Genomic DNA, 21,473 nt, shown 5'->3' with positions numbered 1-21,473 from the left:
CTTAGGTACCTATGGAAAGGAGGTGCGCGTATGATAAAGAATCAAGCGATGCCACCGTGGTAGCGCCCCGCTGTCATGTACATCGATGACAGCGGGGAGAGATTAGGGCAGTGTTTGGGCCCGTGCAACGATGACGAACATTTTTGGCAAACCGCCGGAAACGGTGGGACGCAAAGCCATAGGGACTAAAGCGGAGGAGAAGGAAACGCTCCGTCATGTTAGCCGGTTGCTGATTCTATCAGCAAACCGTTGGAAACGGCGGGACGCAAAGCTATGGGGGCTAATGCCGGATCCCGGAGAAGGTAAGGAACAGACTGGGTAGGCAGGCGCGGCCCAAAGGCCGCAAACGCAACGGCGATGCCAGCCCGGCCGCCGGATACTTTGCATCCGTAAATGCACTATGCAAAGAAAGGATGGATTTGAATGAAAAAACGCACGAGAAATCTGACAAGACGGGCCCTTGCGATTTTCATGTCCGTAATGATGTGTGTCAGTGTGCTACAGCTCAACGCTTCTGCGTGGACCATCACGGCCGCGCAGAAAGATGAGATGGAGCTGGTGTGTACTAAAACGGAGCATACTCATAATGAAACGTGTTACTTCACCAATAAAGAAGGCGTTGAAACCCCGCAAACCTTCTGTGGTTTAGAAGCGGGCGCGGAAATTCCTCATGTTCACACCGCGGCATGTGGCGAGGAGTGGAAGGAAATCAAGGAATTGGTTTGTACTGACTCTACTCACCACGACCACACGACCGATGTGCCGCAATACACGGAGGTCAAAGAAACCATTCAGGTGCCTGTAGATGTGCCTGTGCTGGACGAGGAAGGGAACCCGGTGCTTGATGAAGAGGGCAACCCGGTTATGACTCAGACTGTTAAGGAAGAGACCATAACCAAGCAGGTTGAGGTTCCCTGTGAGACCAAAGCTGAACCCCACACCGAGGGTTGCTATAAGGTGATAGGGACAGAAACGGTCTATACTTCCTGTGACGGCGCCCCTGGGCAGCATGAGCATACGAATGAGTGCTATAAGGACCCTACGAACACCCACTGTGGTTCTGAGGAGCACACGCACGCTGCGGAATGCTATAAGCCCAAAGAGCTTACGCCCGAGGAAAAGAAAGCCAAAGACGAGGAGCTGACCGAGACCATTAACAATGCTCTAAAGGGCGAGGTTGATAGGAACAGTGAGTATGTCTCTGCAAATGAGGGTGAAGGCGAAGGCGACGACGAGAAAACCATCAAGCTGGTCCTCAACGGCTACACGCTGGAGCTTTCTACCGGTATCATCGTGGTAGGCGGTAAGACCCTAGTCATTCTGGACGGCGAAATCGTCGGCGGTACCCTGGTGGGTACTACGAATAACCAAGCTGTTGTAGAAGTCCAAGGCAACGGCACGCTGAAGCTGGAAGGTGAAACCAAGCTGACCCATGACCAAAATGGAGACGGCAAGGCAGATACAACCGGCAGCGGCGTGAAGGTTGACGAGAAGGGTAAGTTCGAGATGACCGGCGGCGAGATCTCTGGCAACAAAGCTGGTTCTGACACCCACTACAATGGCGGCGGTGTTTACGTTTCGGGCGGCGAGTTCACCATGAGCGGCGGCACCATCTCCAATAACACCGCAAGTACGGGCACGGATAAAGATCCGACGAATAATAAATACGCTGAATGGGGTTCTACCAATCAAAAAGACGGGTATCATGGCCAAGGCCAAGGCGGTGGTGTTTATGTTGATGATCAATATAAATACACCAAAAAGGACGGCTGGAAAACAGAGAATGATGGTAAGTTCACTTTGAGTGGCGGTGAAATTTCCAACAACACCGCAGATGAAGGTGGAGGTATCTTTATCGCTAATCAGTATAATAGCAATACCTTTACCGCTCAAGAAGGCAGCCAGTTTATCATGAATGGTGGTACTGTTGACGGAAACCTGGCGCTAGTAGGCGAAGGCGGCGGTATCTATATTCAGGGCACAGGCAAGATCACTGCGGGTAATATTACAAATAATATTACCATGACAGGGTCCGACTTGGGCGGCGGCGGTATCTATATTGAGAACAGCGGCCGGCTGGAGCTGGAAAATGCCATTATTACCGAAAACACCGCTGCCGGTATCGGCGGTGGTATTGCCGGGTGCGTCCACGGCGCTACGTCCATTTTGGGCGCGGAGAACGGCGCGGCTGTCTTTGATAACGAGACAGGCGTTTGGAAGGATCAGGACGGCAATCCTGTCGATGGGCCTGAAGGTCCCAACCGCTTGCCGTTGGATAAGAATAATGTCAATGTTGTTGACGGCAACGAAAAGTGGACCGAGGACATGATAAATGGTGCGAAGGACATTTTCAGCAATGGCCATGACCAGTACGGCAAGGATGACGCAATGACTGTTGTAGGCAATACCATGCTGGGCGGCGGCCAGGCTAACTGGACCGGCGTTTCGGATGGCAACAAAGTTAACGCGACCAACAACGGTGTTGTTAGCAGTAAGGAGCAGATTGGCCTAACCGCTAATGTCTCTGATGAGGACAAGGAGAAAGCTAAAGATAAGGCTACCGTGAATATCAGCGGAAACCACTCCAACATGCACGGCGGCGGTATCGGCAACAATGGTATACTCATCATTGGTTCCAAAGAAGAAGAGATAAAAGGTCTTGCCACTGTAGAGGTTCCTGTCAATAAGGAACTGACCGGTAACCGCGAGGAGGGCATTCAGAAGGGCGAATTCACCTTTGAACTGCTGGATAGCTCTCTAAATAAGGTAAGTACTGCTGTCATCGATACTGTCAATGAAAACAAAGGTACCGCAAACATCAATATCCCTATGGATGCTTTCGGCGATAATCCCGACCAAAAGACTCATGTGTTCTATGTTAGGGAGCAGCCTGGGGATGATCCTACTATCCAGTACGATACCAAAATGTACCGGGTAGAAATCACCATTTCTAAGACAGAGACTACAGAGAGTTTTGGGTCTCATACGCCTATTAAAGATGCTAATGGCAATATAACAGGCTACACGTACAAGTACGGTGAGCGTAAGGTTCATATAACCAATTACAAAGTGGACAGCGTCACCCGCACAGAGCTCTCTCTGGTCGCGGCTGGCATCTACACTGTGGTGCAGGGTGCTGACCAGAAAGACAAAGTGGAGTTTGAGAACGAGTACAAACCCACCGGCAGCCTGACGGTTACCAAGAATGTGGTTATTAATGGTGAGGGCTACCGGGACGAGATTAAAGGCTCATATACCTTTATCGTCACTGGCCCGGATGGCTATTCCCAGCAGTTTGCCTTAGTTGCTGGAGAGAGCCGTACTTTCAGTGACCTGCCCCTTGGCCAATACCAAGTGGCCGAAGTGTACCCAGGCGGAACGGACCATTACGATGTGAATGTTACCGGCCTAGGCACTGCTACTGTGGAGAAGGACCAGACCGCGGCCGTGACGGTTACCAACACCTACACCCGGAAGCGGGGCAACCTGGAGATCAGCAAGAATCTGTCTTTCGGAACCGACTCGATTCCGGAAGGCGCCAACGGCCTGGTATTTAATTTCCAAGTCACTGGCCCTGATGATTTTACCTCTCAAACGATTTCTGTAACGGCTGGCGGCACCGCGCAGCTGACCAACATTCCCACCGGCGACTATACCATTACAGAAGTGGTAGACGGCCGTCCGGAGATTGAGAATTATCACTTTGTCAGCGTGACCGGCGTAGGCACCCAGGCAGTGACCAAGGGTGAGACAGCGTCTGTTGCTGTTACAAATACCTATGCCCGCGACCGCGGCAGCCTAACCATAGACAAAACCGTGGTGGGCGGCCCGGCGGACGCCAGTGTTAGCAAGGTGTTCCGCTTCACCGTAACCGGTCCCGAGGGTTATCGCCAAGATGTAAGCATTACGGGTGCCGGAAGCGTGACCCTGGAGAATCTGCTTACCGGTGACTACACGGTAGCCGAGTCCTTTGCGGATGCCTCCATTCCCTTCTATAGCCTGTCGGTTACCGGAGGCGGCACCGCCACAGTGGTACAGAATGGGAATACCACCGTGGGTGTGACGAACACCTACACCGAGGAGCGCGAGGAGCCTACTCCCACACCGGAAATTCCCACCCCGCAGCCCACTCCTCCAGAAGAGGAAGAGCTGCCCGACCCCACGCCTCCTCTGGCCCCAGTGGAAACGCCCGAACCCACTCCGCCTGAAGAGGAAGAACTGCCCGACCCCACGCCTCCTCTAAGCCCCGATGAGCCCGAGGAGGATCTGCCCGACCCCACGCCTCCTTTAAGCCCCGATGAGCCTGAGGAGGATCTGCCCGACCCCACGCCTCCTTTAAGCCCCGATGAGCCCGAGGAGGATCTGCCGGAGGACACACCTCCGCTGGCCGATGTTCCTAGGACTAGCGATGAGCCTACTTTCTGGTATGCCATGCTGGTGGTTTCTGGTGGCAGCCTGCTGGCCTTAAAGCTGACAGGAAAAAGAAAAAAGAAGAGTGTTCGCTAAGCACTAGCGCCTGGCGGCCTTCTGAAACCGAACGCAACAAGGGCCGGGACTCGTAAAAGGGTCCCGGCCCTTCTAGTTATTGACGAACCGGACCGGGTAGTCTATAATGGAAATGGAAAAAACTAGCAGGTTTTTGGCCGCTGGTGGGAGGAAAGTCTCTATGAAAAAAAACATAAGAATTATTATAAAGCTCCTGGCGCTTCTGATGGTAGTGGTGGGTGGTTCGGCTATTACCTGGAAGCTGATGGATTATCACAAGGGCGCCATGGACTATACCGAGGCAGCCCAGCTGGCGGGTATTTCTAAACCCAGTGTCCAGCCACAACCCACCAGCGGCTCCCAGGCCTCTCAGCTTTTAGAAGAGGATTCGGAACCATTAGGCCCGGAAGCACCCCCTAAAGCCGCGCCTACCCCAGACCCCTACGCCCAAGAGCTGGCCCAGGTGGACCTGAACGCCCTGCGCCAGGTGAACCCCCAGGTAACCGGCTGGATTGCCATACCCGGCACAAATGTGTTTTATCCCGTGATGTATACAGATAATAATACGCATTACCTGAACTACACCTGGAAAAATGAGAATAGTGGGGTAGGGGCCATTTTTTTGGAAACCTCTTGCCAGCCCGATTTCAGCGATTTCAACACCATTATCTATGGCCACCAGATGATGGATGGCTCCATGTTCGGTGGGCTGCAAAAATTTTCGGACCAGGCCTATGCCCAGGAGCGGCCCTATGTCTACATAGCCCGGGACGACGGTGTGGTAGAGAAATACCAGATTTTCGCCGCCTTTGAGGTAGGGGTGCGGGACCTGATCTACCGGCTGGACATCGAGGAAGAGAATATGCAGCAGAAACTCATTGACTTCTGCAAAGAGCACTCGGTGATTGACCTGGGTGTGGACCCCCAAGCAGATGGCAGGCTGATCACTCTTTCCACCTGCACGGGCTGGGGATATTCCACCCGGTGGGTGGTGGTGGCCTCGTGGGTCCCGGACATCCAGTCCCATTAAAAAAAGTAAGAGGGAGGCCTTGGCTGCCTCCCTTTTGCTATTTTTCCGGTTTGTTTTCTTTACGGTAGGCGGTGGGGGTTCTCCCATACCGCTTCTTAAATAGGGAATAAAAATAGTTTGTGTTAAGAATGCCTACCTGTTCGCTAATTTTGCTCACCGCCAGGTCTGTGGTGCACAGCAGCTGTGCCGCTTGGGCCAGCCGGGTGTTGGTCAAATAGTCGTTAAAGGTATAGGCGGTCACTGCTGTGAACACCCGCCCCAGATAGGAGGGAGAAAGCCCGGTGTTCTCTGCCAGCAGCCGCATAGAAAGGTCTGGGTTGGCATAGTTCCGGTCAATGTACTCTTTGGCCCGCAGGGCGGCCTCTTCGTTACTGCTTTTCCGATTGGCGGTCAGGCGCAAGCTGACGCTGTTTAAAAATTCCAAAAACACCGCTTTCATGGACTGTACGTTTTGGCAGTGGTCAATCTGCCCCAGCTGCTCCATTAGCCCAGCAAAGTCTCTCTCGTTTCCGTCAAAGAACCCAGGGAAATCGTCCAAAACAGACATGAGCACATGGCGGGCGTAGGTCTTGGCTGTTTTAAAGGAAATGCCCCGCATGGCTCCCAGAGCCGCGTCGAACTCCTTGGCGCAGTCCTCCAGATTCCCTGCCCGCACCTGTTCTGCCAGCTTGGAGTGAATGCTGTTAAAGTAGAGCTCGCTGTTCATCCTGCCTGGTGAGTCGCAGGAGCGGAACACCTTGCCGTAGTGGCTGGCGGAATAGGAGTCTAGGGCAATACGGGTCTGCTCATAGTCCAGGTTGATATTTTCCCAAGCATTGGCCACGTCTCCCACACAGATGGTGGTGTCCAGGGCAAATTCCCGGCCCATGGTCTCGGCAATGGTAGCCAGCCCCTGCTGAAGGTCCGGGGTCAGCTGGGGGTCATCCAGATACAGCAGCACAGCAAAGCGGTTGTCGTCCATGCGCATAAACTCCATGCCCCGGGGTGTGGCCAGCAGCTCTCGGGTAATATTTTCCAGGGCATAGTAACAGATAAAAAGGCTGGCTTCAACGTCAGGCCGCTGAGGAACGCACTCCATTAGGATTACCTGGTAAGCGGGGGCGGCCAGGTCAATACCCAGACGCTGGTATGTGGCCAGGGACGACTGAACCCTGCGCTCATCCCCATGAAACAGGTAGCGCAAGTACATACTTTTCGACTCGTGGTAAGAGGCCAGCAGACCTTTCTCCAGGTTGTCGGCTTTCTGATATAGATCAGAAAAAGCCTGGCCCAGCTGCTCCAGCTCGGTGCCAGTGTGCTGGCCAGGAGCCCGGGAAACATAGCTTTCATACAGGGCTTTGATGGGTTCGTATAGGGAAGAACTTACCCGGCGAGAAAGCACATAGCCAAAGGCCAGGGTACCCAGAGTTAAGATCAACGTCAGTGCCATGGCACTGGCAATGCCCTCCAGCAAAGTGCTGTAGGGCATTATGTTGTAAATTGTCCAGCCGGCTTTAGGGGCCCACGCGTAGGTGACAAACCGCCGCATGTCTTGGTCCTGGTAAGTAAAATACCCTGCGCCGTCCGTTTTCTTGTCGGGCAGATGGTTCAAGAGGGTGGTTTCTGACGAGATGCTAAAGCGCTGCTGTCCGGGCTGGGCTGTTAGGGAAGAAACCACCCGGTTACCCTGGTGGGTAAAAAGGATCTGCTGTTCTCCGCTGTTGGTACGCACCGGGGCCAGGATACTATTAAAATAGCTATCGTTTACATCAATAACCACCAGGTTGGTGGCCCGGCTGCCTTGCAGCTGAACCGGAAATATAAAGGTATAGGTTAGGGCGTCTTTAGCGGGCTGGGTAGTATAGGCGGCCCCCACCCGGCGCAGCAGGCAGCTATAAGAGCCAGGGGCGTTGTCTACCAGCTGGAAAAACTCCGCCAGGTCTGGCTCCAGAATGTCTCCAGCGCAGGAGGTGGAGACAAAGCGCAGGCTGGTGGAATTATACAGGGTAATATGCCTTAAATAAGGGTCCGAGGTACGCAGGGTACGCAGCTTAATGCCCACGCTGGCCTCTTGCAGGCGATCTGTGCCGGAAGCGTAGAGAAAGGCAATCGCATCCCGGTCCACCATAATCTGGTCCACTTTGCTGCGCAGGGACTCATATAGAATGTCCAAGGAGGCGCACGCTTGTTCCAGCTGGGCGGTGGAATAATTACTGGTCATACGGATGCGTGAGCTGGTATACACTACAAACAGGGTCAGAGTAAGCAGCAGGTCTACGGCCAGTACTACGATAAATAGTGACCATTTATATCTTTGTTTCAATTGCAGAGGCTGCCTGGACATCCCCTTAACCTCCCTTTATCTGGGTCCACATGGGCCGAAACTCCAAAAATTGCGCTTATATAGATAGATTTTATACTGTGTGAACCCAAAAATCAAGAGTATTTCAAAAAAGTGACTTTTATTTACAGTAAAACCTGCACAAAGCAAATTTTCAGAGTTTGTTTAAGTTGTTGTAGCTGCTAAATAGTGCAAAAATATGGCCCTCAATGCAAAAAATTAGAGAATTGCAAAAATTCATAGTTTACAAATAGGGTTTGAAGAGTTATTTTAAATGGGTAAAGAGGACGGCGGCAGCTTGTTTTATCATTTTGCCCCTGTATGAAAGGATGATGAGTCGGATGAGTAAACGCACAGCGGCGGAACCCCACCGCCGGGTCAATCCCTTTGTGGAGCTGTGGAGGAACAAATTTCTTTACCTGCTGGCCTTGCCCGCGGTAATTTATACGTTCGTCTACTGCTACATGTCCCTGCCCTACATAGCCATTGCGTTTGAGAAGTTCAACTACAAAAAAGGCCTGTTCAGCGATTTTGTGGGCCTAAAGAACTTTGAGTATTTCTTTAAGTCCAGCTGGGCCTGGACCGTAACCCGCAACACCCTGGTGATAAATATTCTCTTCCTGGTGGTGGGCACGGTGTGCGCCGTGGCGCTGGCTATTGTGCTAAACGAGGTACACGCCAAAAGGTTTTTAAAGGTCTCCCAGTCCGCCATGCTGTTCCCATACTTTATTTCCTGGGTGATTGTCAGCTATATGCTCCAGGGTATTTTGGGCACAGACAATGGCTTGATTAACAACATTATTACTTCAAGCGGGGGAAACCGCATTAATTTTTATGCCGAGGCTAAGTACTGGTACCCAATCTTGCTGATTTTGAACATCTGGAAAACCACGGGGTATAATGCCATTGTCTATCTGGCAGCCATTACGGGCATTGACGAGGGCCTTTACGAGGCGGCCTATATTGACGGAGCCTCTCGGAGCAAACGCATCCGCTACATTACCCTGCCCCTGCTTATGCCCACCATCTGCATTCTTACGCTTATGTCCATTGGCCGCATTTTCTACGGTGATTTTGGTATGCTTTACGCCATTGTCCGGGACAACAGCTCCCTAATGCCCATTGCGGAAGTCATTGACACCTATGTGTACCGCACCTTTAAAAACACCGGCGATCCCAGCCTTTCCATGGCCATTGGCCTGTACCAGTCCATTGTGGGCTTTATTCTGGTGTTTACCTCCAACTGGATTGTCCGCCGCAATTTCCCAGAGGGCGCGCTGTTTTAAAGACTGTAAAGAAAGGAGCTGCTAAGCTTTGGAAAATACCGCGAAACTCCCTACTGGGAAAAATAAAATAAAAACAACCCCGGCCGAAAAATTTTTTACCGGCTTAGTATATGCCGTTGTAACTATTTTTGCCCTGGCCTGCCTCATTCCCTTTGTACTGGTTATTATCGTGTCTTTTACAGAGGAAAAGTCTATTACCATCAACGGTTACTCTTTCCTTCCGGCAGAGTGGTCCGCTTCGGCCTACCGGCTGCTGTTTTCCTCTTCTTCTAACGTGCCCCAAGCCTATAAAGTTACGGTAATCGCCACAGTGGTGGGTACGTTGGTTGCCACGTTGATTACCTTTGGCGCGGGCTACACCCTGGCGAACAAACAGTGCCGTTACCGCAACGGCTTGTCTTTGTACTTTTACATTACCATGGTGTTCTCGGCCGGTCTGGTGCCCTGGTACATGATTTCCAAGATGATCGGCTGCTTTGACAATATTTGGGCTCTCATTGTTCCCTCCCTAATGTTTTCCCCTTTTAATATGTTTTTGGTGCGCAATTTTGTGCGGGAGATACCTGACGCCTTAAATGAATCGGCCCGTATCGACGGCGCGGGGGAGGTGCGCATTGCCTTTACCATCTATCTGCCCCTGTGCACCCCGGTGCTGGCCACCATTGCCCTGTTCTACGCCATCGGCTATTGGAACAACTACTTTAACTCCGTGATGCTAGTTAATGACCAGAAGATGTATTCTTTACAGATGCTTCTATTTAAGATACAGTCTGAAATCACCGCCATGCAGAAGGTGGCCAGCGGCGCGGCCCAGAAGATCAACCCCCCCAAGGAGAGCTTTAAAATGGCCACCTCGGTGGTCACCATGGGCCCCATTATCCTCTTGTATCCCTTCCTGCAAAAGTACTTTATCAAGGGCATGGTCATTGGCGCCGTAAAGGGATAAAAGCGCCACGGCTTCGAGGCAGAGGCTGGCCAGAGCGAATAAGCCCCAGCCGCCGCAGGCCAAGCGCTTCCCACAACCTATATTTACTTCGGTTTCCCCGGGAGCCTAATTCCCCTCCCGAGAAACAAATACAAATCTCTATATGTGAAGGAGACGAAACATTATGAAGAAAGTCAAGAAGATCGCGGCTTTGCTGCTGGCTCTGGCTTTGGTTCTGTCCCTGTTTGCGGCCTGTGGCAGCGACAGTGGAAGCAGTACCCCTGAGAGCAGTACGCAGGAAGAGAGCAGCGGCAGCTCTGCCCAAGAGAGCAGCAGCGAGACCGAAAGCAGCGAGACCGGCAGCAACGCCCAGGATGACGGTACGGTGCATCCCATGCGTATTGTCCAGCCCGGCATTTTGTCCGACGAGTATGAGCAGGGCATTGCCGACGTAAACGCTAAGCTGGCCGCCGATGGCGTGAATATTGAGGTCAGCGTACAGCGTATTCCCTGGGACTCTTATGCTGAAAAGTTGAACGTAATGTTGGTTACGGGCGAAGAATTTGAGCTGCTGCATGTAATGCAGGACGTGAAAAACCTTTCCGCCATTGCCGGCATGGATGCCCTTATGCCCCTGGATTCTCTGCTGGAGAAGTACCCGGACCTGGTGGCCAACTTCACCGAAAACGAGTGGCTGGGCGCTGTGTACAACGGCGACCACTATGCGGTGCCTTGCTCTTGGCATAGTTTTGACAATACCATGGCCTATATGACCGTGCGTACCGACACCATGAAGAAAGTGGGCTACGAGGAGTTCCCCGCCGAGAGCGTGGATGACGTGCTGGACCTGATGAAGAAGAGCCAGGATGACATGCTGGAGGAAACCAACGTGAAGGCCTACAACTGGTTCCACCAGAACCAGGATACCGCCCACTGGCTGCACAGGACCTATGATACCTACCCCTTCTATGTTGAGAACAGCCTGGGCCTGATCATCGCCCGCCAGGACGGCACCATTGACAGCTTCTATGAGTCCGACGAGTTTAAGCAGGACTGCGAAGTGTACCAGAAGATGTTCCAGCAGGGCCTAATTAACCCCGATATCCTAAATATGGACTCTCAGGTAAAATACGACCAGGCCAACCTGGGCGCGTTCCTGCCCTCCCAGACCTTTGACCCCAGCGTGTCTAAGACCATCATGGAAAAGACCGAACTGAAGGACGTAACCGCCGACTGGTTTAAGATGTGCCCCGATAAACCGGACATGATCTACACCTTTGTGCAGAATCTAAACGCTATCTCCTCTACCTCTGAGGACCCCGAGTCTGGCCTGAAGTTCCTCCAGTGGCTGTATGCCAGCCAGGAGAACCACGACCTGTTCCACTATGGCACCCCCGGCAAGTACTTCACGGACGAAGGCGAGGGCATGCTGTCCCGGGAAGACTCCATGAAGAATGAGAACGGCGACGCCCTGTATTACATGGACACTTGGATGACTGGCTACATGCCCTTCATGCGCTACGATTCCGCCATTGTTACCGACGAGTATCTGAGCTACCAGAACTACCGCTCCGAAAACTATGTGATTTCTCCCGTTGCCGGCTTCCTGTTTGATTCCAGCAATGTAACCAGCGAGCTGACCAACCTGCAAACCGAGATTATCGCCTCCATCTATCCCATCAAGATTGGCATGGTGTCCTATGAAGAGAACATTGGGCCTGCCATCGAGAAGCTGAAGGCCGCTGGTTTGGACACTTACCTGGAAGAGTACCGCACCCAGTTTAAGGCTTACCTGGACGCCAACCCCAATGTGCTGGAGATGGCCAAGGGCACCACTGCGGGCTAAGTTTTTGTAAAGCAGATTTTAGGCGTTAAGCCTACCCAAGAGGACGCGGGCCAGAGGGTCCGCGCCCTTTCTTTATTTCCTCCATGTCAGGAAAACCATGGGGCCTGTTCGCTATTGGCAGGCTTGGGATAAGCCTCTGCCAGCAAGCTGGGAACCGGCCGGGCCCACCGGCGAGACGATTGCCCCCGCGCTTGCTGAAAAGGCTCACGAGGCTTTTTCTCTGGGGGGATTTGGCGCTCCCGCCTGCGTTCTTCCCAAAGCAGCTGCCGGCATGGGGCAGGGGCGGGCTTTGGGACGCTGCGCCACTTTCGATAAAATCTTTAATAAAATAGTGTAACAAGGAGTTTATGGATGGTTAATATTCTAGATTTTGACGCGGTGGGGGACGGAGTTTTTCTTAACACACAGTGTTTCCGCCAGGCTATTGCCAGGGCTAAGGCCCAGGGCGGGGCGGTGCTGGTGCCCCCCGGGGTGTTCTTAACCGGTACGATTGACCTGCAAGGCGTGTCCCTCTATTTGGAAAAGGGCGCGGTCATCAAGGGCTCCCCCAACCGGGCGGATTACCCGGTTATGCCCTTTCACCATAACGAGCTGGGGGACCTGCAAGCCCTTATCGTCTGTCTGGGCGGGGAGGACGTGTCTATTGAAGGCGCGGGGACCATTGACCTAAACGGCGCCTCTTTCTTTGACTTTGACCGCCCTATTGTGCCCAAAAGCCGGACGCCCTTCACCCCCCAGCAAGTGGCGGAGTGCACCGTGGAGCGGGACTGGCGGCCGACCTTATCGGTGTTTTTTAACCAGGTGAAGGGGGTCACGGTCCGGGGTGTGCGGGTGCTGGACGCCCCCTGCTGGACCCTGACCTTTAGCGAGTGTACGGACGTAAAGCTGCACGGCCTGACCATTGACACCCACCTGCGGGTGCCCAATGATGACGGGGTCCACCTGTGCGGCTGCGACGGCGTGACCATATCCGACTGCAATATTTCCAGTGGGGATGACTGCATCGCTATCTCCGGCATCACCAACTGGGCCAAGCCCTGCGAGAACATTGTGATCACCAACTGCGTGCTGCGGTCCTGCTCCAAGGCCATTGTGCTGGGGTACGTCTATAGCCACGTGCGTAACGTACTCATTGACAACGTCATCATTTACGGGAGCAACCGGGGGCTTACCTTTATGTCCAGTGACAACGGGGGCCTGGTGGAAAACGTCCGGGTGAAAAATATGCTGATCGAGACCCGGGTGCGGGCCGGGAACTGGTGGGGCAACGGCGAGGCCATCTTCTTTATGGCCCTGCGCCATGATAGGACGATTCCGCCGGAGCAGGACCCCCACCGGGACACCCCGGTGAACTTCCGGAACATCGAGATCGAGGGCGTTGGCTGCAAAACGGAAAACGCCATTGGCGCGGTGGGCACTGGGAACAACTTTGAAGCCGTGGTCCTGCGGAATATTACGGTGGAGAAGAAGCCTTCGGAAAACCTGGCCCTTAAGGGCTCCACCTTTGATATTGCCCCCTCGCCCGAGACGGTGGAGGTGCCCCCAGACTGCGCGGTATACGTCAAAGACGCGGGGGGGCTGATGCTGGAGAATGTACAGGCGCTGCCCTATGAAGGCCGGCGGCAGGAAATCATCATAGAATAAGAAAGAGGTGTTTTTTATGAAAATCATCGGGTTCATTGACTACTATCTGGACGAGTGGCATGCCAACAACTACCCCAAGCGGATTTGCGAGGCATCTGGCGGGGAGATGCAGGTAAAGTACGCCTACGGCAAGATAGATTCTCCTCTGCCTGGGGGCCGTACCACCCAGCAGTGGTGCCAAGAGGAGGGAATCCAGCAGGTGGGCTCCATCGAGGAACTCATTGAAAAGTGCGACTGCATCAACGTGCTGTCTCCAGATAACCCGGAGATGCACGAGGAGCTGTGTGAGCTGCCCCTGAAAAGCGGCAAGCCCGTATATGTGGACAAGACCTTTGCCGAAACCCGCGCCTCGGCGGAGAAAATTTTTCAGATTGCCGAGAGCCACGGTACCCCCTGCTTCTCCGCGTCTGCCCTGCGCTTTGCCAGCGAACTGGACGCGGTGGATAAGAGCCAGGTCACGGGTCTGGTCAGCGTGGGGCCGGGGCTGCTGAGCAACTATTCCATCCACCAGATCGAGCCCATTATCTACCTGATGGGCCCAGAGGTGGCCCGGGTGCAGTTTACAGGCACCCAGGCCCTGCCCGGGGCGGTGCTGGAGTTTAAGGACGGGCGGCGGGCCCACTTTTCCCACCACGGCTGGGACTGTCCCTTTGCCATGACCGTAGACTTGGCAGGGGGCGGCTGCCTGCGCCACGAAGTCAACTCCGACTACTTTGGAGGGTTCATGAAGGCCATGCTGGCGTTCTTTGACGGCGGGCCAGAGGTGGTCGGCCACCAGGACACCATTGCGGTGATCTCGGCCCGGGAGGCGGCCATCAAGGCGGCGGCGAACCCAGGCTGCTGGGTGAGGGCGGAGTGAGAACTCCCCAAAAAAGTGAGGCGGAGACGAGGTCTCCGCCTTGTTTTTCCTCAAACATAGAATGAAGCCTACGGCTTGCTTAAAAAATGGGAAACGCCGTCTGCTTGGACATGGGCGGCCCTTTCCCGATCAAAAATCAGCCACGCTCACGGCTTTTTCCTTGCGTAAGGGATCTCTTCCGGCTAAAAATCCTTCATGCCTGCTGCCAGCAAAGGGGAGCCGGAACGGCCCCGGCTAAATCCACTTGGAAATATCCGTTACAAAGGCATAGGGGTTGCTTCGCATCTCTGCCAGAGCCGACGCCAGCAGGGCCCGGCTGTCCAGCAGGTAGCTGTCCGCTGCCAAAAGCTTTCCCCGGCTCAGGTCTGGCTCCTGCAAAATATGCTCAATCCGCTGGAACTCCGAGCCCCAGCCAAAGTTGTCTGCCACCCAGTAGCCGCGCTCTTGGCCGTCTACCCAAAAGGCCTGCTGTTTCTCTTGCAGATAGGGTGGGCGCACAATGTCCTCTACCCCGTGCATAAAGGTACAGGCGTGCAGCACCGGGCCAATAAATAGCAGCTTGCCCCTGTGCACAGGCAGCAGCATAAAGGGCGAGTGGGGCCCTATGGCCCGGTTATCCATAGCGTGCGGATGGGTGAGGATATGGGCCAGCCGCCCCCGGGCGCAAACCGAGTGGGTGGGGTTTCGGCTGCGCAGCACCCCGGGCATTTGCCAGAAGGTCCGGGGGAGAAGCCCTACACAGGGTTCGGTGGATGAGGAGTCGAAAACCGGGGACTCGGGGGTTACGTTGTCAAAGGTCAGGGCGGGCAGCAGCAGGGTTCCCTCTGGGCCCAGGGCCTCCTGTAGGCAGTCAAGGACCTCCCAAGGGGTCAAATCCGTTCCCAAAGCTTTCATAGAAGAATGAACCAGTACCGCGTCGCCGGGGCATACTCCCAGGGCTTGCAGGTCGCGCAATAGGCGTTCCTGTTCTGTCATAAGGCAAGTTCCTTTCCTGTGGGATTTCCCTCGAGGAACCTCATTGTAACAATTTACAGGAGTAAAACCAATTGACAATTTGGCGAAATATGGGGCGCGAGCTGTAAAAACTTTGGGGTGTATAGACCTCTCGGCTTATAAAAAGCGAGACAAGGGTGGGTTCCCTGCCTCGCTTTTTGTGTTGAGCCGCCAATGGGGGCTGTTCCTAAGGATGCCGCTTTTCCAGTTTTTCCTTCAGCTTGCCGCACAGGGGAAACAGCACCCCGCCCGCCGTGTTGCCGGCGGTCATAATTAGCACCCATAAAAGGGCGTGGGGGCTCCACGCGCCCCCGGCGGTGAAGTAGAACATGTTGGCCACGCAGTGCTCAAACCCCGCTGCCACAAACACGGCCACCCCTAGGAACAGGCCTAAAAACTTGCCCAAAGGGTGGGGGCTGCTTTTGTAGCTCTCGACCGCTAGGTAGATGAGGATGTTACAGAATACCGCCAAGATAAACACGCTTAGGGGTCCGTCCGCCAGCTTGGCTTGGCTTAGGGCCTGGGCCCGGTCTACTAGGGCGGCCAGCCGGGTCAGGCGCAGGGCGCCCCCCGCCAGTACCGTGCCCGCCAGATTGCCCAGCCAGATGAGCCCGCAGTCCAGGGCATAGCCGGGCGGGTTCTGAAATACATAGCAGACCTTGCCGGTAAAGAGGTTCAGGCCCAGGGTGCACACCGCGAACAGGCCCACAGAGAACAGCGCCGCGCCCACGGCCCGGTCCTCTACCGAGAGAAAGACCGCCCCGCCAATGGAGATGGCCACCCCGGCCAGGACGGCGTAAATAAATATGACAAGTTTCTTCATGGTTCCTCCCCAAAAGACTTTTTTCTCATTATAGCGAATCCCGAAGAAAAAAGCAATGGGACGGCAAAGCCAGGGAGCGCTCAAATCTTCTTCTCATAAATGTCAATCTTCCGGTCCAGCCGCTCTAGGGCGGTTTCAATCTGCCCCCGCTGGTCCAGCAGGGCCTGACGCTGGTGCTTCAAAAGCTCCAGCCGGGCCGGAATGGTGTCCTCCCCCTGTTGAGAGAGATGCACATAGTCCACAATAGCCTCCACAGTCAGCCCGGCGTTGCGCAGGCACTTGGCCAGCTCCACCCAGCCTAGGTCTCCGCTCTGATAGTCCCTGTGGCCGGACGAGGACCGGGTAACCCGGGGAATCATGCCCACTCGCTCGTAGTACCTCAGGGTGTCCTGGCTAATGTGGTATTTCTCACTTACTTCTTTAATGGTCAAACCCATTCCCTCCTGGTGGTTTCTTTAAGGCTGATTATACTATTTAGAGTGAGCTTAAAGTCAAGAAGAGCGGGTGACGAAATTAATGGGAATAAAATAGCGGATATGACGAATGCTTATATGAAAAATGTAAGTGATATAAAGGGAAATTATGTTGATTCTGCGGTGTGGGTTCCTTGTCCTCTGGTTTCTGGCCTTGCGCGGAGGCGGAAGATGTGTTAAAATAGCATCCATACCAAGGAAAGGAGTGGTCTGCTTGGTGTACATCCAGCGCCTGCCCGAGGACCTGGACCGAAAGGCCCGCCCCGCTGCGGAACGAAGGGCCGGCTGGGAGCTTTTGCGCCTGGCGGCCCGGCGGCGGGGGATAGCGCTTCCCCTGGACATAAAAGAGGCCCTAGCCCTTGGCCCCCACGGCAAGCCGTTTTTAAAGAGCGGCGCGTTCTGCTTTAATATCTCCCACTCCCGGGGCCTGGCGGTTTGCGCGGTAGAGGACAGCCCCGTGGGGGTGGACGTGGAGCGTTGCCGGGTGTTTTCGGCCGCCCTGACCCAGCGTATCTGCACGGCAGAGGAGACGGCCCTGATTGCGGAGCGGACAGACCGGGACAGCGCCCTAACCCGGCTGTGGACTGCCAAGGAGAGCCATATGAAGCTGACCGGCATGGGCATGGCCCAGGGCATTACCCAAACGGCCTTTTGCGCTCTTTGGCCAGAGCCGCGGCTGGCAAAGGCCCCGGGGCCCTGCTTTTTTCATAGCCAAAAACTAGAGCATGGAGGGCAAGACTTCTGGTTAACAGAATGTTGTGAGGAGGATTTTGTCCTGGAAACAGAGTTTATAGAGGGCTAAAAAAGCAGAAAGACCAAGGGCCCCGGCGCCTTTTTGAGAAAAAAACATAGCCATCCCGTTTCTTTCATATATATGTCCCAGGAACCTACAGGGGAGGAACGATGACTATGTTCGTATCATTAAAAGCAAACAAAAAACGAATGCTGGCTTTCTTAGTACTAGCCGCCGCTGTGGTGGGCGCCTGTGTCTTTTTGCGCTGGGGCAAAGACGGGGGAGAAGAGCCCGCCCCGGCCCAGGTTTTTGGCGAGACCAACGAAGAGCGCCTGGCCTACCTGCAATCCTTTGGCTGGCAGGCAGACCCCCAGCCTGCCGAGACCCGGGAAGTGATGATCCCCGCCCAGTTTAACGACGTGTACCAGAACTATAACGCCATGCAGCAGGCCCAGGGCTTTGACCTGGCCCCCTATGCCGGGGAGGTCTGCACCCAGTATAAGTACCATATTACCAACTATCCTGGGGAGACCGAGGTATACGCCACTCTGCTGGTATATGGGCGGCTGGTCATTGGCGGCGACTTGGCCTGCGCCGAGGTGGACGGCTTTATGCACGGCTTTGCCCGGGACAGCGCCCGCTATGGAGAGGCTACCCCCCAGCCAGAGGCCACCCAGCCCGCCGCCAGCGAACCCAAAAGCGGAGAAGAAAGTGATTATGTAAACAGTGGCGCGCCCCAAAGCAGCCAGGCCGAGACAGGCGCGGAGGTTAGCAATGTGGAAAATCCGGTGGAAACTGTGGAGAGTTCCGCCCCAGAAACCGGGGCGGAAAGTACCGCCGGGGAGGTTTTGGACCAATTCCCCACCGATTGATGTGGAAAACTCTGGGGATAATGTGAAAAACAGCATAAGAAATTATGGGTAAACCAAGTTGACAGAAACTTTTACGCCGCAGCCCTGCCGCCTAAAAGGCCAAAGACTTTTTTGGGCCAGGCGGCAGAGGGCCCTGAGGCGGAAAATACAAGATAGGGGGGTGGAAAGGGACGCCGCTACTACCTATGCGCCATGAGAGATTATCCAAAAAACTGCACAGAATCACCAATCAGATTTTTACTTTTGGTAAATGCTAATAAATATGGGGGAAAATATTTGGGTAATTCAAGACTATCCTCCAGCACTATTTTCTGTTATAATATTGGTAAATCAATTTAGACCCACTCCCAATGCTTAGCGCTACATATCAGCTGTTTCCCTGGCCGCTCAAGTTCTCTTATGGAGGGCGGCGTGGATGAAAGGATGACGGCACACAGGCGAAAGCGGGCTTCTGGGGGGGGTGGAGTCTGAAACAGGAGGAAAGCTATATGGCAAGCTTGAGTTTAAGAAATATTTATAAGATCTACGCGGGAGGAGTTACGGCTGTTACGGACTTTAACCTGGAGATCGCCGACAAAGAGTTTATTATTCTGGTTGGCCCCTCTGGCTGCGGCAAGTCCACCACCCTGCGCATGATCGCCGGTCTGGAGGAGATCAGCAAAGGCGAGCTGTACATTGGCGACACCCTTTCCAACGACATCGCCCCCAAGGACCGCGACATCGCCATGGTGTTCCAGAACTACGCTTTGTACCCCCACATGACTGTTTTTGATAACATGGCTTTCGGTCTAAAGCTGCGCAAGACCCCCAAGGATGAGATTAAGCGCCGCGTGGAAGAAGCCGCCCGCATTTTGGACATTGCCCATTTGCTGGACCGCAAGCCCAAGGCTCTGTCCGGCGGCCAGCGTCAGCGCGTGGCTCTGGGCCGCGCCATTGTCCGTGACCCCAAGGTGTTCCTGCTTGACGAGCCCCTGTCCAACTTGGACGCCAAGCTGCGCGCCCAGATGCGTACCGAGATTGCCAAGCTGCACACCAAGCTGGGCACCACCTTTATCTATGTTACCCATGACCAGACCGAGGCTATGACCATGGGCGACCGCATTGTGGTTATGAAAGACGGCTTCATCCAGCAGGTGGACACGCCTCAGAACCTGTACGAGTATCCTGTTAACGAGTTCGTAGCCGGGTTCATGGGCTCTCCCCAGATGAACTTTATCGACGCCAAGCTGGGCAAGAACGGCAACGACTTTACCGTTACCTTTGGCAATTGCACCATTACGGTTCCCGCCAAGAAGGCCGAGGGCACCACCCTGGCCAACTATGTGGGCAAGGATATTGTGTTTGGCATCCGTCCCGAGGACGTACATGACGAGCCGGACTTCATCCAGAAGGTGGGCGGTGCCCATGTTACCTGTGACGTGGAAGTGACCGAGCTAATGGGTGCGGAGACCTACCTGTACTTGAACTGTGAGGGCAGTGCCGTAACCGCCCGCGTGGAGCCCACCTCCACCGCCAAGCCTGGCGATAAGTGCAAGGTTGCTTTCGACTTGAACAAGATGCACATTTTCGACAAAGAGACCGAAGTCACTGTTCTGAACTAAAAACTAACTTGCCATATTTTGGGGGCTGTCAGCTGCATATTAGCGGCTGGGAGTCCCCGGTTTTTTTAGTTTGGCCTTTAAAGGATGATGGGCGAAGTTTTAGGCCCGTCTCCTGACTCCGTGGGGTGGGAAAAGCCTGGGGTTTTGGCCTGGTATATAGGGGTGCATTTGCCCCCGGCCGAAGAGGCCCTGCTAGGGGGCGCATCCGAGAAAAGCGCTATGGGGAGGGAAAATCTGCCTGGATATGTCTAAAAGCGCATTAATTCCTCCCATAAGGCCTTGATAGGGCCGCGGATGAATTCAGGTTTTTTTGAAAAAAATCCGTCAAAAAGGTTGAAATATTGCTTAGAATTATGTAAAATAGGATGAGCACCCATAAACTTAAAGGGGGAAGAGTATGTCTAACAGACTGTTTCAAGGCGTCATTCATCAGATGAGCGACGCCATCGACCGCACTATTGGCGTAATAGACGAGTCCTCAATCATCATTGCCTCCAGTGATCTGTCCACTGTGGGGGACGTTTATGACGAGGCCGCTATGGAGGCTATGACCACAGACGAAATTTGTGTGGTGAATAACTATACCTTCAAGGCTTTCGGCAGCCGCCTGCGGCCAGGCTATGCGGCCTTTGTCTCGGGCGGAGACCCCGACGCCCGCCGCTATGTGCGCATTTTAGCAGTGGCTCTTAGTAATATTAAACAGTACTACGACGAAAAATATGACCGGGGAAATTTTATTAAAAATGTAATTCTGGATAATATTCTGCCTGGAGATATTTATTTAAAGAGCCACGAGCTCCATTTTGACGCGGACGTTAGCCGGGTTTGCATGCTCATTAAGGTCAGCGATAAAAACGATGTCTCTGCCTTTGAGGTGCTGCAAAACCTATTCCCGGACAAAAACAAGGATTTTGTCATCAATATCAACGAGAGCGATATTGCCCTGGTCAAGGAGATTCGAGGGAATATTGAGGAGCGGGATATTGACAAGCTGGCCCGGTCCATTGTAGATACCCTTACCGGCGAGTTCTACGCCCACTGCTCGGTGGGCATTGGCACTGTGGTGTACAACATTAAGGACCTGGCCCGGTCTTTTAAAGAGGCCCAAACGGCCCTGGAAGTGGGCAAGGTGTTTGACACGGCCACGGACATTGTCAGCTACAACAACCTGGGCATTGCCCGGCTGATCTACCAGTTGCCCACCACCCTGTGTGAGATGTTCCTAAAAGAGGTGTTCAAGCGGGGCAGCATTGATTCTCTGGATCATGAGACCCTATTTACCATCCAGAGGTTTTTTGAGAATAGCCTAAATGTGTCCGAAACCTCCCGCAAGCTGTTTGTGCACCGGAACACCCTGGTTTACCGGCTGGAGAAGATCAAGAAGATCACTGGCCTGGACCTGCGAGAGTTTGAGGACGCCATTGTGTTTAAGGTAGCTCTGATGGTAAAGCGCTACCTCACCAACAGTGCCATGAAATAAGGACCCGGGGCGGCCTAGCTCTGGGCTCCAAAAGCGCCTGTTCCGCTGACGGTTTCAGGACAGGGGCTTTGTAGTTGGACTCCGAAAAAAATCGGAGGAAAAG

General features: G+C 54.0%; 15 protein-coding genes and 2 riboswitches. Of the genes, 11 read left to right on the top strand and 4 right to left on the bottom strand.

The features are described 5' to 3' along the window. Positions 1–135: 135 nt before the first annotated feature. Positions 136–234: riboswitch (cyclic di-GMP riboswitch) on the top strand. Further along, positions 235–377, top strand: a riboswitch (cyclic di-GMP riboswitch). 46 nt (positions 378–423) lie between these two features. Then, a complete protein-coding gene (locus U8U68_RS02475; protein WP_322199273.1) occupies positions 424–4,506 on the top strand; it encodes a DUF5979 domain-containing protein in 4,083 nt (1,360 codons plus the stop codon). A gap of 160 nt (positions 4,507–4,666) precedes the next feature. After that, positions 4,667–5,515: a class B sortase gene (locus U8U68_RS02470; protein ID WP_322199272.1), complete on the top strand. Its 849-nt coding sequence runs from the start codon at positions 4,667–4,669 to the stop codon at positions 5,513–5,515. A 37-nt stretch (positions 5,516–5,552) separates the two neighbouring features. On the opposite strand, the gene U8U68_RS02465 is transcribed toward U8U68_RS02470, so the two are convergent. Continuing rightward, entirely contained in the window at positions 5,553–7,817 is a 2,265-nt protein-coding gene (locus U8U68_RS02465) for a helix-turn-helix domain-containing protein (RefSeq protein WP_322199271.1), read from the bottom strand. A gap of 359 nt (positions 7,818–8,176) precedes the next feature. Between U8U68_RS02465 and U8U68_RS02460 the strand changes: the two genes are divergently transcribed. The 5 genes from U8U68_RS02460 to U8U68_RS02440 all read left to right on the top strand — a co-directional run bounded on the left by U8U68_RS02460 (position 8,177) and on the right by U8U68_RS02440 (position 14,395). Then, positions 8,177–9,121: an ABC transporter permease gene (locus U8U68_RS02460; RefSeq protein ID WP_322199270.1), complete on the top strand. Its 945-nt coding sequence runs from the start codon at positions 8,177–8,179 to the stop codon at positions 9,119–9,121. A gap of 28 nt (positions 9,122–9,149) precedes the next feature. Continuing rightward, positions 9,150–10,067 (top strand): carbohydrate ABC transporter permease, encoded by a 918-nt coding sequence (locus U8U68_RS02455; RefSeq protein ID WP_322199269.1) that lies wholly within the window; start codon positions 9,150–9,152, stop codon positions 10,065–10,067. A 163-nt stretch (positions 10,068–10,230) separates the two neighbouring features. Then, positions 10,231–11,892 carry an extracellular solute-binding protein gene (locus U8U68_RS02450; protein WP_322199268.1) on the top strand — a complete coding sequence of 554 codons (1,662 nt, stop codon included), beginning with the start codon at positions 10,231–10,233 and terminating at the stop codon, positions 11,890–11,892. Positions 11,893–12,243: 351 nt separating this feature from the next. Continuing rightward, positions 12,244–13,536 (top strand): glycoside hydrolase family 28 protein, encoded by a 1,293-nt coding sequence (locus U8U68_RS02445; protein ID WP_322199267.1) that lies wholly within the window; start codon positions 12,244–12,246, stop codon positions 13,534–13,536. A 16-nt stretch (positions 13,537–13,552) separates the two neighbouring features. Beyond that, positions 13,553–14,395, top strand: a complete 843-nt coding sequence (locus tag U8U68_RS02440) for a Gfo/Idh/MocA family protein (RefSeq protein ID WP_322199266.1) — start codon at positions 13,553–13,555, stop codon at positions 14,393–14,395. A gap of 234 nt (positions 14,396–14,629) precedes the next feature. Here the strand turns inward: U8U68_RS02440 and U8U68_RS02435 are convergent, their stop codons facing one another. The 3 genes from U8U68_RS02435 to U8U68_RS02425 all read right to left on the bottom strand — a co-directional run bounded on the left by U8U68_RS02435 (position 14,630) and on the right by U8U68_RS02425 (position 16,642). Then, complete coding sequence (locus U8U68_RS02435; protein WP_322199265.1) at positions 14,630–15,370, bottom strand: AAC(3) family N-acetyltransferase; 741 nt, start codon at positions 15,368–15,370, stop codon at positions 14,630–14,632. Between the two features lie 205 nt (positions 15,371–15,575). Further along, entirely contained in the window at positions 15,576–16,211 is a 636-nt protein-coding gene (locus tag U8U68_RS02430; protein WP_322199264.1) for a formate/nitrite transporter family protein, read from the bottom strand. 80 nt (positions 16,212–16,291) lie between these two features. Beyond that, on the bottom strand, positions 16,292–16,642 hold the full coding sequence (locus U8U68_RS02425; protein ID WP_322199263.1) for a MerR family transcriptional regulator: 351 nt from the start codon (positions 16,640–16,642) through the stop codon (positions 16,292–16,294). Positions 16,643–16,901: 259 nt separating this feature from the next. On the opposite strand from U8U68_RS02425, the gene U8U68_RS02420 reads away from it, so the two are divergent. The 4 genes from U8U68_RS02420 (at position 16,902) to U8U68_RS02405 (ending at position 21,370) form a co-directional block, all read left to right on the top strand. Then, on the top strand, positions 16,902–17,486 hold the full coding sequence (locus U8U68_RS02420) for a 4'-phosphopantetheinyl transferase family protein (protein ID WP_322199633.1): 585 nt from the start codon (positions 16,902–16,904) through the stop codon (positions 17,484–17,486). A 107-nt stretch (positions 17,487–17,593) separates the two neighbouring features. Further along, a complete protein-coding gene (locus U8U68_RS02415; protein WP_322199262.1) occupies positions 17,594–18,289 on the top strand; it encodes a DUF4830 domain-containing protein in 696 nt (231 codons plus the stop codon). 488 nt (positions 18,290–18,777) lie between these two features. Beyond that, positions 18,778–19,890 (top strand): ABC transporter ATP-binding protein, encoded by a 1,113-nt coding sequence (locus U8U68_RS02410; RefSeq protein WP_322199261.1) that lies wholly within the window; start codon positions 18,778–18,780, stop codon positions 19,888–19,890. Between the two features lie 397 nt (positions 19,891–20,287). Beyond that, on the top strand, positions 20,288–21,370 hold the full coding sequence (locus U8U68_RS02405; protein ID WP_322199260.1) for a helix-turn-helix domain-containing protein: 1,083 nt from the start codon (positions 20,288–20,290) through the stop codon (positions 21,368–21,370). Positions 21,371–21,473 lie beyond the last annotated feature (103 nt).

This window comes from Acutalibacter intestini, assembly GCF_034334985.1.
GTDB classification, from domain to species: domain Bacteria; phylum Bacillota; class Clostridia; order Oscillospirales; family Acutalibacteraceae; genus Acutalibacter; species Acutalibacter intestini.
This window is presented reverse-complemented; position numbering and strand designations above follow the sequence as displayed.